The 12,288-nt window shown below is 67.0% G+C and carries 7 protein-coding genes; 2 read left to right on the top strand and 5 right to left on the bottom strand.

Annotated elements, in window-relative coordinates:
- Positions 1-118: 118 nt before the first annotated feature.
- From nagA to AC13GI_RS06760, 5 genes are read right to left on the bottom strand one after another with little or no spacing between them, the layout of a single operon-like run.
- Positions 119-1,234: an N-acetylglucosamine-6-phosphate deacetylase gene (gene nagA, locus AC13GI_RS06780; protein WP_482995876.1), complete on the bottom strand. Its 1,116-nt coding sequence runs from the start codon at positions 1,232-1,234 to the stop codon at positions 119-121.
- Positions 1,231-2,007, bottom strand: coding sequence for a DeoR family transcriptional regulator (locus AC13GI_RS06775; RefSeq protein WP_099819958.1), 777 nt, complete (start codon positions 2,005-2,007; stop codon positions 1,231-1,233). Before AC13GI_RS06775 ends, nagA begins: the two co-directional genes overlap by 4 nt.
- Positions 2,008-2,040: 33 nt before the next feature.
- Positions 2,041-3,375 (bottom strand): D-tagatose-bisphosphate aldolase, class II, non-catalytic subunit, encoded by a 1,335-nt coding sequence (locus AC13GI_RS06770; protein WP_482995875.1) that lies wholly within the window; start codon positions 3,373-3,375, stop codon positions 2,041-2,043.
- 17 nt (positions 3,376-3,392) lie between these two features.
- The gene (locus AC13GI_RS06765; protein WP_482995874.1) at positions 3,393-4,331 is read right to left on the bottom strand and encodes an ROK family protein; all 939 of its coding nucleotides are present in this window, start codon (positions 4,329-4,331) and stop codon (positions 3,393-3,395) included.
- On the bottom strand, positions 4,324-5,478 hold the full coding sequence (locus tag AC13GI_RS06760) for an SIS domain-containing protein (RefSeq protein ID WP_482995873.1): 1,155 nt from the start codon (positions 5,476-5,478) through the stop codon (positions 4,324-4,326). The genes AC13GI_RS06765 and AC13GI_RS06760 overlap by 8 nt, the downstream gene beginning before the upstream one ends.
- Before the next feature lie 321 nt (positions 5,479-5,799).
- Between AC13GI_RS06760 and AC13GI_RS06755 the strand changes: the two genes are divergently transcribed.
- A complete protein-coding gene (locus tag AC13GI_RS06755) occupies positions 5,800-9,159 on the top strand; it encodes a TIM-barrel domain-containing protein (RefSeq protein WP_482995974.1) in 3,360 nt (1,119 codons plus the stop codon).
- Positions 9,160-9,291: 132 nt separating this feature from the next.
- Entirely contained in the window at positions 9,292-12,267 is a 2,976-nt protein-coding gene (locus AC13GI_RS06750; RefSeq protein ID WP_482995872.1) for a TonB-dependent receptor domain-containing protein, read from the top strand.
- Positions 12,268-12,288: the final 21 nt, after the last annotated feature.

The raw sequence follows: 12,288 nt of genomic DNA, 5'->3' as shown, positions 1-12,288 counted from the left end.
GCGCGCTTCATGTAGAGCCGAGCCATGCTCGGCTCGCCGCGCGAAGCGCGGCGCGGACGTCGTCGATGTCGGTGCGAAAAGCAGCCAAGCATGGCTCGGCTCTACAGACGTGCGTCGCCTAGTGCAGGTCGATCACGCGGCCACCGACCACCACCTGCTGCAGGCGCAGTTCCGCATCCAGTACCACCAGGTCGGCACGGGCGTCGGGCGCAATGCGGCCGCGATCGCTCAAGCCCAGGTAATCGGCGGGGAAGGTGGACACGCGCTGCGACGCGTCAGCCAGATCCAATCCCACCTGCACCAGATTGCGCAGCGCCTGGTCCATGGTCAGTGCACTGCCGGCCAGCGAGCCGGTGGCCAGGCGCACGCAGCCGCCGCACTTGTGCACGCGCTGCTCGCCCAGCGCGTACTCGCCATCGGGCATGCCAGTGGCGGCGGTCGCGTCGGTCACTGCATACAGCCGTGGAATCGCGCGTGCAGCCAAGCGGATCACGCCCGGGTGGATGTGCTGCAGGTCGGGAATGATCTCGGCGTACTGCGCATGCGCCAGGGCAGCCGCGGCGATGCCAGGCCGGTAGTGGTCGACGCCGGTCATGCCGTTGAACAGATGGGTGAAGCCGGAAGCACCGGCCTGCAATGCGGCCACGCCTTCCTCGTAGGTGCCGGCGCTGTGGCCGAGCTGCACGCGGATGCCGAGTGCGGACAGCGCGGGAATCAGCGCGGTGTGCTCGCCGATCTCGGGCGCCAGCGTCATCACCCGGATCGGTGCCAGCGCGTGCAGTTGCTGCACCAGCGCCATCGTCGCCTCGATCGTGCGGTTGGGTTGTGCACCCAGCCGCTGCGGGCTGATGAAGGGGCCTTCCAGGTGCACGCCGGCGATGCAGGCCGCGTCGGCATCGGGCGCGGCCATTGCTGCCGCAACGCCCTGCAGCGCGTACTCGATCTCGTCCAGGCCGGCGGTCATGGTGGTCGCCAGCAGGGTGGTGGTGCCGAAGCGCGCATGGGTGCGGGCGATGGTGCGGGCCACATCGCCGCCCTGCATCAGGTCCACGCCGGCCGCGCCATGCACGTGCAGGTCGATGAAACCGGGCAGGATCACCGGCAGCTGCAGGTCATCGCCGCCGCTGTGGTCGTCCACCTGCAGCTGGCGCACGTGCGAATCGAACTGGACCTGGCCGCGACGCCAGCCCAGTGGGGTGAGGATGCGGCCGTGCAGGGAGCGGGTGTCGGTCATGCGGGTGGCTCGGCGATGATCACTTCGATGCCCAGCCGCTGCAGCCCTTCGCGGGTTGCCTCGTCGATGCCGGCGTCGGTGATGATGGCGTGGATCTGATCGAGGCGGGCGATGCGGTGCAGGCTGACGCGGCCGAACTTGGAGGCGTCGGTGAGCACTACGATGCGCCGCGCGCGTTCGACCATGCGGTGGTTGAGGCGGGCTTCGGCTTCGTCGTGTGTGGTCAGGCCGAACTGCAGGTCCAGGCCATCCACGCCCAGGAACAGCGTGTCGAAACTGTAGGAGTTGAGGCTGGCTTCGGCTTGGCTGCCCTGCAGCGACAGCGATTGCTGGCGCAGCAGGCCACCGGTCAACAGCACGGTGATGCCTGCAGCGTTCGCCAGTTCCCAGGCGATGTTCAGGCCATTGGTCATCACCGTCACATCGCGGTGTTCGCGCAGGTGGCGGGCCAACGTCATCGTGGTCGAGCCGGAGTCGATGATGATGTTGTCACCGGCCTGTACCAGGCGCGCGGCCGCGGTGCCGATGGAGTCCTTCAGCGGCAGGTTCAGCGCATCCTTTTCATGGATGTCCTGTTCCTGCGGCGGCGTTCGCACCAGGGTGGCACCGCCGTGGGTACGCGTGGCCAGCCCCTGCGCTTCGAAGTGGGTCAGGTCGGCACGGATGGTCACCGCCGACACGCCGAAGCGCTCGACCAGATCGGCTACCTGCACCGAGCCGTGCTCGATCAGCAGCTGCAGGATCTGTTGCCGGCGGGAGCGGGTGTTGCGCATGGCCATTCTCGGTTTCGCAGGGAAAGGTAGAGATTAGCCGTTCGCAGGTACGGCGGCAGCCGAACGTGCGTTGTGCTTGCGGGAACCCGCCTGGTTGGCGCTGCAGGCGCGGGCGTATTCGCCCAGGCACAGGCCGATGCGATGCTGCACCAGGGCGGTAGGCGTATTGGCCAGAGTGCCCTCGCGCACGGCGCGGTACTGCTCCGGCAGATACTGGCTGAGCAGCACCAGCGGCGGTGCGTGCTGTTCCAGGTTGGCGAACAGGGTCTGCACGGCCTGCAGCAGCGCCGGCTCGCCCCAGTAGTAGCGGCAGCGGTCGCTGAAGGAATAGCTGCGCAGCAGGCGCAGGGTCGCCTCGTCGCCCTGGTAGTAGGACTGCCAGGACTTCGGCTGCGCCACCATCACCTCGTCCAGCACCTGGGGCAGGCGCGAGCACTGCGCGGCCGGCAGCAGCTCGGCTTCGATGGCAGCCAGCGCGAACAGCGCTTCGCGGTAGGCGAAGGTGGCCGCAGGGCCGACCTTGAGGATGGCGAAATGGTCGCGTACCAGGGCATGCAGGCCACTTTCGCGCTGGTAGTCGGTGGAATGCGCTTCGAACACGATGCGCGGCTGCTGTTCGAGGAAGTCGGCCAGTTCACTGGCGGCGGCAGCGTCGTACTCGTGCACGCTGCTGTGGTCGAAGTCCACGCCCGGCTGCACCACCATGGCCAGCACACGCTGCCATGCATCACGCAGCTGCGGGGTATCGAAGGCCTGCTGGTGGATGGCCAGGGTCTGTGCGGCGGCGGCCGGGGTGGTCACCTGCAGGCCACCGGCCAGCGAGGCTTCGCCACCGGGAATCGGCACTTCGGTGCCGATCACATAGACCGGCGGCGGCAGGCCATGTTCGGCGGCGGTGCGCTCGGCGATTTCAGCCAGTTCGGCCGAACGTGCAGCGACGATGGCATCGGGCAGCGGCACCGGGTCATCGGCGCAGGACATGCTGCAGTCCAGGTGGATCTTGTGGAAACCAGCGGCGACGTAGGCCTCGATCAGCACGCGCGCATGGGTCATCGCTTCGGCGGCCGGACGCTTCTGCCAGGCGTTCGGGCCGAGGTGGTCGCCGCCGAGGATCAGGCGCTCACGCGGGAAGCCTTCCTCATCGGCCAAGGTGCCGACGTAGTCGCGGTACTGCGGCGGGGTCATGCCGGTGTAGCCGCCGAACTGGTCGACCTGGTTGGAGGTGGCTTCGATCAGCAGCACGGTATCGTGCGCCAACGCCACATGCATGGCCGCGCGCAGCACCTGTTCGTTGCTGCAGCAGACGCTGTACAGGCCGACGTTGGCACCGGCGCGGTGGGAGGCAAGCAGGGTCTGCAACGGGGACATGGTCAAGCTCCGGTCAATCAGGAAAACGAGGGTTGGCAGGCCAGCAGGGCGGCACCGCGTGCGCCACCGGCATCACCGAAGCGCGGCGGCACGATGGGCGGCACCTGCACGCCGTTGAACAGGTGCGCGGCGATGGCCGCAGGCAGCAGCTGGTACAGCGGTGCGTACTGGGAAAGACCGCCGCCGAGCACGATCACGTGCGGGTCCAGGGCCAGCACCAGTGCGGCGAGGCTGTGGCCGAGCAGGTCGCGATGGATGTCCAGCGCCTGTCGTGCACGCGCATCGCCGGCTTCGGCCAGGGCGATCACCACGCTGGCATCGGCAGCGCTGCCACCGAGGTGGCGCTCGATCATCGCCAGGCCACTACCGGACACGTAGCGTTCCACGCAGCCCTGCAGGCCGCAGGCGCAATCGATCAATGGCAGGCCATAACGCTGCAGCAGGTGGCCCGGCACGCTCCAGTGGCCCCATTCGCCGGCCAGGCCGTTGAAGCCGGACAGCAGGCGCCCCTGCAGGCAGAAGCCGCCACCGGCACCGGTGCCGAGGATGGCGCCGAACATGCTGGGGTAGCCATCGGCGGCGCCGCCATGCGCCTCAGAGAGCGCAAAACACTGCAGGTCGTTGCCGAAATGCAGCGGGCGCTGCAGGCGTGCCTGCAGATCGGCCGCCACGCATTGGCCGGTCAGCGCAGGAACATTCGCGCTGAGCTGGCGGCCGCTGCGACGATCACGCACGCCGGGCAGGGCGATGCCGATGGCCGCATCGCTGCGACCCAGCGCGGCATCGGCCTCAGCGACCAGTGTCACCACCGCCTGCAGGAAGCCGTCGTAGTCACCCTGCGGGGTGGCCACGCGACGCCGCCAGGTGACCTGCATCGCCGCATCGCACACCACCAGCTCGATCTTGGTGCCGCCGATGTCGATGCCATAGCAGGCGTTGGCGATCAGCTCAGCCATGGTGGATGGTGACACCCTTGACCACGCGGTTGACGGTGCCGTCCGGGAACGGATTGTCCGGGGTCAGGCCCAGTGCGGCCGACCGCTGCAGCGCGTACAGCTGCGCAAAGCCCAGCCACACGGGTGCCAGCCACGGGTCATCCAGGGCAGGCACGGTGAGAGTGTGGTCATCGTCGGCGCCGATATCCGAATGCGGGCCGATCGACAGCACCTCGCCGGCCACGCCATCGCGGCGCAGTTCTTCCAGCAGGTCCTGTTCATAGCGGCGCGCCAGTGGCTGCCCGCTGCGCAGCACGACCACCAGGGTGCTGCCGTCCAGCGTGGATTTCGGGCCGTGGCGGAAGCCGAGCGGGGTATTGGCCAGCGCCAGCACGCGGCCGGCGGTCAGCTCCAGCACCTTCAGCGCGGCTTCGCGTGCGAGTGCTTCCAGCGGGCCGCTGCCAAGGTAGATCACCCGGTTGAACGGGCGCTGCGCCAGCGCGGCCACCGGTGCATCCCACTGCGCCAGGCCTTCGCGGGCGAGACCGGCAATCTGCTTCAGGCGCGCGATGCGTGCATCCCACGGCGAACGGTCGAACACGGTCAGCGCGGCCAGCAGCATGCAGGTCAGGCTGCTGGTCATGGCGAAGGCGCGGTCGCAGCTGGCCGACGGCATCAACAGGGTGCAGGTGTCGGCACGGCCGGCGCCGCGACGGGCCAGTTCGCCATCGGCATTGCAGGTGATGTCGAGGAAGCGCGCATCATCCACGTCGCTGCGCACGCGATCGACGGCGGCAACGCTTTCCGGGCTGGAGCCGCTGCGGCCGAACGATACCAGCAGGGTCGGACGGTCGCGCTGCAGGTACAGCGCAGGATGGGTGAGCAGGCTGGTGGTGTGCACCACGCGCACGTCGGCCGGCCACTGCGCGTTGATCGCATCGGCCACCATTTCGGCGATGAAGCCGGAACTGCCGGCGCCGGTGAACAGCACGCGCTGGTTGGGATCATTGAGGCCGTCGCCGAGGAAGGCCTGCAGGCGGTCGCGGGCACGCGACAGATCCTGCGCCAGGGCTTCCCACAGCGCGGGCTGCTGGGCGATTTCGGTAGCGGTGTCGGCTCCGCCAAGGCGCTGCCAGGCGGACACATCGGAAAGCAGGGTGACGTCCATTCGGAGGTTCCAGTTGGGCCAGCGCACCATCTGTGTTTTCTTTCGAAATGTCAAATACCGAAAGTAAAAAGAAAGATATTGCCGTGCCGACTTTCCCGTCGCGGCATGCCGCGGAAAACGAAAGAAACCGTCAGATGCCGTATCGCACAATGCTTAACAGGGGGCTGCAAGCGCTTACACAAAGTATTGCAACGCAACAACTTTCGTTTCATATAAATATATCTTCCTTTTTCCTTTCAATTTGTTGACATCTTTCGAATCGCTGCCCTAGAGTCGGCCCAACCGCTTTCGAAATCCCCGGTGAACGGGTTGGGAGTCCGTGTGGAAATCTGCGTTCGTCGCTCGCCGCTGCTGCTGGCCCTGTTGCCGGCATTGCTGTCGGCGTCCCTGTCGGCCCAGGCCGCACCGGTCGGCAACCTGCGCTCGGTCAGCGCCAGTGCCGGCAGCGACGGTGTAAGTGGCTGGGACCTGCAGACCGACAACGGCACGCGCATCCGCATCGAACTGCCGGCCGCCGACATCATCCGCGTGCAGGCCGGCCGCAACGGCACGCTGACCGGCGCCGGCGACAAGGCCGCACCGATCGTACTGCCGCAGCCCAAGGCCAACGTGCAGGCGCAACTGGAAGAAGACGCGCAGGAAATCCGCGTGCGTACCGACGCACTGGTACTGCATGTACAGCGGCAGCCGCTGCGCCTGCGCCTGGAACGCCTGGACAACGGCCAGCCCACCGCGCTGTGGCAGGAACTGCAGCCGCTGGACCTGGATGCCACGCAGAGTGTGCAGGTGCTGTCCTCGCAGGCCGATGAAGGCTATTACGGTGGTGGCCAGCAGAACGGCCGCTATCAGTTCAAGGGCCGCGAGCTGGAAGTCTCGTACTCCGGTGGCTGGGAAGAGGGCGATCGCCCGAGCCCGGCGCCGATGCTGCTGAGCAGCCGCGGCTGGGGCATGCTGCGCAACACATGGAGCGACGGCAGCTACGACCTGCGCCAGAGCGACCAGGCCACCCTGCTGCATCGCGAAGACCGCTTTGATGCCTACTACTTCGTTGGCGCCGATCTGCCGAAGCTGATCGAGCGCTACACCCAGCTGACCGGCCGCCCGAACATGGTCGCGCGCTGGGCGCTGTCCTACGGCGATGCCGATTGCTACAACGACGGCGACAACAGCAAGAAGCCCGGTACCGTGCCCGAAGGCTGGAGCGACGGTCCGACCGGCACCACCCCCGACGTGATCAACAGCGTGGCCAAGCAGTACCGCGCCAACGACATGCCCGGCGGCTGGATCCTGCCCAACGATGGCTACGGCTGCGGCTACAAGCAGTTGCCGGAAACCGTGAAGGGCCTGGCCGGGTATGGTTTCCGCACCGGCCTGTGGACCGAGAACGGCGTCGACAAGATCGCCTGGGAAGTGGGCAAGGCCGGCAGCCGCGTGCAGAAGCTGGACGTGGCCTGGACCGGCAAGGGTTACCAGTTCGCGATTGATGCCAACCGCCAGGCATTCAACGGCATCCTCGACAATTCCGATTCGCGCCCGTTCCTGTGGACGGTGATGGGTTGGGCCGGCATCCAGCGCTATGCCGTGGCCTGGACCGGCGACCAGAGCAGCAGCTGGGACTACATTCGCTGGCATGTGCCGACCCTGGTCGGGTCGGGCCTGTCCGGCATGGCCTACGCCAGCGGCGATGTGGACGCGATCTTCGGCGGCAGCGCCGAGACCTTCACCCGCGACCTGCAGTGGAAGGCGTTCACTCCCGTGCTGATGGGCATGAGCGGCTGGTCGTCGAACGCGCGCAAGCACCCGTGGTGGTACGACGAGCCCTACCGCAGCATCAACCGCGATTACCTGAAGTTGAAGATGCGCCTGACCCCGTACATGTACGGGCTGGTGCACGAGGCCGCGCAGACCGGTGCACCGCCGGTGCGTGGCCTGATGTGGGACAACCCGCGCGATCCGCATGCGCAGGATGAAACCTACAAGTACCAGTTCCTGCTCGGCCGCGACCTGCTGGTCGCGCCGGTGTACCGCAGCCAGGCTGCCAGCCGTGGCTGGCGCCGCGACATCCACCTGCCCGCCGGCGGCTGGATCGACTACTGGGATGGCCGCCGCGTGCAGGCCGGCGCAGATGGTCGCCAGCTGGACCGCCAGGTGGACCTCGCCACGCTGCCGGTGTTCGTGCGTGCCGGTGCAATCCTGCCGATGTACCCGTCGATGCTGTTCGACGGCGAAAAACCCCTCGATGAAGTGACCTTCGACCTGTACCCGCAGGGAGAGTCGCAGTACACGCTGTACGAAGACGATGGCAACACCCGCCGCTACCAGCAGGGTGAGTCGAGCACGCAGAAGATCACCGTGCAGGCGCCGGCGCAGGGCAGTGGCCCGGTGCAGGTGCAGATCGATGCGGTGCAGGGCCAGTACAACGGCCAGCTGGCGCAGCGCCGCTATGGCCTGCGCGTGCTCAGCCGGCAGGCGCCGCGCGCGGTGCAGGCCGCTGGCCGTACGCTGCCTGCGCTGGCCGACGCGACCGCGTTCAACAGCGCCAACGAAGGCTGGTACTTCGACGCCAAGGAGCGTCGCGGCACCGTGCATGTGCGCACTGCTGCGCAGGACATCCGCCAGCCGCTGCAGCTGCAGCTGGACTTCGCCGTCGCCGCCGCGGCCGCCGACGATGCCTACCCGGCCGCACCGGTGCTGGGCCGCGAACTGCCGGCCGACAGCCTGCTGGTGGTCAACCGCCCGGCCGAAGAACCCGGCCATGCGCTGGAAAATGCCTTCGATGATGATCCGGCCACGTGGTTCCGTAGCGTGCGCAACCAAGCCGTGCGCACCGGTGCCCACGAGTGGGTGATCGGCTTCGGCGAACGCAGGATGATCGATGGCATCGACATCGCACCGCGCAATGACAAGAACTGGAAGCACGGCCAGGTGCGCGACTACGAGGTGTACCTGGGTGACAGCAATGGCGAGTGGGGCGAGCCCATCGCCCGCGGCCACCTGCAGCTGAAGGAAGGCGTGCAGCGCATCGACTTCCCGGCCCACGCCGGCCGCCTGCTGCGCTTCCGCGTGCTGAGCGTGCAGAACCCCGAAGGTGATGGCGCCAGCAGTACCGATCCGATGGTGACTGCCGCGCAGGGCAGTGCGCGTGCCTTCGATGCGCTGCAACCGCGCGACGTCGGCCCGATTGCCCTGTCCACCTTCCACATCCTCGAACACCAGGAACCGGAGCGACCGGCCCGGCAGCGCTATCTCTCCGAGCTGCCGGTGCCGGCCGCGCTGGCCAGCCAGGTGCGCGCCGACAAGGCGTTCACGGGTGACGCCGGCATGCGCATGAACGGCCTGCAGTTCCGCCGTGGCCTCGGCGTGGCCGCCAACAGCCGCATCGACCTGCGCTTGCAGGGGGGCTGGCGGCTGCTGCGTGCCGACCTCGGCATCGACGACGCCTGCCGCACGGCCGGCGGCCTGCAGTTCCAGGTCTGGGGTGACAACCACCTGCTGTACGACAGCGGCCTGGTGAAGGCGCCCGGTGTGGTCAAGCCGGAGCTGGATATCCGTGGCCTTTCCACCCTGAGCCTGCGCACGCTGGGTGCGCAGGGCAGCCAACCCGCCCAGGTCTGTGCCAACTGGGCCAACGCCGTGCTGATCGGCCAGGAGGGCGACTCCGCCAGCATCGTCGCCCCATGACCGCCACGTAACACCGCTCCTCCCCCGCCCATTCCGACTACGGCTTCACCACGATTGTGGGGGCCGTGGCCCGGGAGCGTTTTGCCCGCCGATCCACCATTCGCGCCGCACCCCTGCCAGGAGAGAACCCCGATGTTGCCCGCCCGCCACCACCGCCCCCCCTGTCGTTCGATTGCACCGCTGTCGCTGGCCATCGCCGGCGTGCTGCTGTCGGTCGCCGTTCCTGCCTTCGCCCAGGAGAGCAAGGACAAGGCCACCGACCTGGCCCGCATCGAGGTCACCGGCTCCAACATCCGCCGCACCGACGTTGAAACCGCCTCGCCGGTGCAGGTGATCAGCAAGCAGGACATCCAGAACATGGGTGCGCGCACGCTGCTGCAGGTGCTCGACAACCTGCCGGCCGCGCGGCCAGCGCAGCAGGATTCGCGCTCGCTGTTCACCGGCTCGGACGGTGCATCGCAGGCCAACCTGCGCGGCCTCGGCGCACAGGGCACGCTGGTGCTGTTGAATGGCCGTCGCCTGTCGTACTACGGCGCGCCAGCCGGCTTCCAGACCCAGTTCGTCAACATCGATGCGATTCCCGCCGCCGCCATCGAACGCATGGAAGTGCTGACCGACGGCGCCTCGGCCGTGTACGGCACCGACGCAGTGGCCGGCGTGATCAACGTGATCACCAAGCGCAACTTCCAGGGCGCGGAAATCAGCTTCACCAACGACACCTCCTCGCGTATCGATTCCTACGGCGAGCGCCAGGCCAGCATCACCGCCGGCTTCGGTGACCTTGCCGAGAACCGCTTCAACATCTACGGCGCGGTGAACATGTACCGTCGCGACGCGATTCCGCTGGCCGACTTCTATGACAAGCGCCCGGACCAGTACTACGTCAACAACCCCAACTACCTGAACAACCTGCGCCTGGGCGTGGGCAGCAAGCCGGGTGAATTCAACCCGGGCAGCTATTTCGCGTTCGATCCGGTGACCGGCCGCCGCGTGCAGGAAGCCGCACCGGGCTGCAAGAACGTGCTGACCAGTGAAGCGGCCGGCCCGCGTTGCGTCTGGGAAACCTGGATGAACAACGAGATCGACGCCGGCGCCAAATCCGAGCGCAACACCGCCTACCTCAACGGCACCTTCCTGGTGGGCGACAGCACCGAGATCTTCGCCGAGGCCACCTATACCGATATCGACCTGCGTGCCAACGGCGGTACGCCGCGCAGCTACGGCACCACTACCGGAAACCCGACCAGCTGGTTCTCGCGCGATACCGGCAACAACGTCAACCAGTTCCTGTATCCGTTCCTGGGCCCGAACAACGAGTACAACCACGCCAGCCCCGAGCTGAAGGCCATGATGGGTGGCGTGGTCGGCCTGCAGTACCTGCTGCAGGACGCGGGCGCCAACTACTTCGGCCAGCGCAACACCGACAAGAGCTACCGCGTGCTGACCGGCGCGCGTGGCAACGTCGGTGACTGGAACTGGGAAACCGCGTTCGCTACCGCCGGCACGCACTCGACCACTTACCAGACGATCAACGTCAACGTGAAGGGCTTCGAGAAGGCCTTCGGTCCGTACAGCATCGACCCGGGCACGGGCCGGGTGATCATTTCCGATCATCCGGCGTACAAGTTCGGTGAGATCAGCGAGGCCAACGGCGCACTGATCCGCGAAGCGTTCCCGACCTTCGACATCCAGTCGTGGACGCGCCTGCATACCCTGGACGGCAAGATCGAAGGCCCGCTGTTCAAGCTGCCGGCCGGTGACATGCGCGCCGCGTTCGGCTTCAACGCCAGCCGCGAAACCTTCTATACCCCCGGCAACGCCGACGCGGCCGCCGGCCTGATCACCCAGCAGGGTGGCTCGTGGTTCGATGGCGCGCGCAACACCTATGCACTGTTCGCCGAAACGGTGGCGCCGATCACCGAGAAGCTGGAACTGGATGCTGCGGTGCGCGTGGACAAGTATCCGAACTTCAGCGCCAACGTCGCGCCGAAGATCGGCTTCAAGTACCAGGCGTTCGACCAGCTGATGCTGCGTGGCACCTATTCCACCGGCTTCCGCGCCCCCAGCCTGGCCGAGTCCGGTAACGGCGGCGTGTACGCGCAGCTGGGCGGCTACCGCGATGAACTGCGCTGCGCCGAGACCAACGCCATCGCCAACCTGCTGCTGAAGTCGCAGCGCGGCGGTGATGTCGACCTGGGCAAGAGCCTGCTCAACGTGGACTGCAGCCGCACCGTGGCACGCATGACCCAGCCGAACCAGAACCTGAAGCCGGAGAAGGCGAAGATCGCCACGCTGGGCTTCGTCTACGAGCCGGCCAGCTGGCTGTCGGTGTCGGCCGATTACTGGTTCATCTACCGCGACAACGAAATCGTTGCCCCGGACTACCGCCGCGCTGAAGACATCATCTCCTCGTCGCGCTCGCCGATCACCGACAGCGACCGCGCCAACCTGGCGCAGCTGGCGGCGATGTGCGCCGACCCGGCCAGCGGTGTGAGCTGCCCGGGAACGCTGCCGGGCTACTCGGCCGGCAACGTGGCCAGCGTGGTGGGCCAGTACAAGAACCGCGGCAAGACCCTGATCGATGGCTTCGACATCGACGCGCGCAGCCGCTTCTCGCTGGGTGAATGGGGCGGGCTGAACATCGGCCTGGCCGCGACCATCGCCAACCGCAACCGCTTCTACATGGACGAACAGAACGGCTGGTACTACGGCGACGTGGTGGGCTACTACAACAACCCACGCCTGCGCGCGACGCTGAATGCCGACTGGACCTACAAGCAGGTCACCACCAGCATGTTCGTCAACTACGTGGGCGGCACCAAGTGGGCCACCGACCAGGTCGACGAAGTGAGCAACAACAAGGAAACCTGTACCGGCGGCTACCTGGCACTGCAGAAGAGCAAGTGCGATGGTGCACCGTCGTGGTGGACGGCCAACATGAGCGTCACCTGGCGCCCGGATGATGCCTGGAACCTGAGTTTCACCGTCAAGAACCTGTTCAACCGCCTGCCGTTCTACGATCCGAACAGCTTCCTGGGTGACTCCAGTGACTACGCCACCATCTTCGGTCGTGGTTACAGTGTGACCATCGGCTACCGGTTCAAGTAATTCCGTTTGCGTGACCAGGCG

It is taken from the genome of Stenotrophomonas sp. 82F1, from assembly GCF_056861525.1.
The sequence above is the reverse complement of the archived record's forward strand: the minus strand, read 5'-3'. Positions and strand labels throughout refer to the sequence as shown.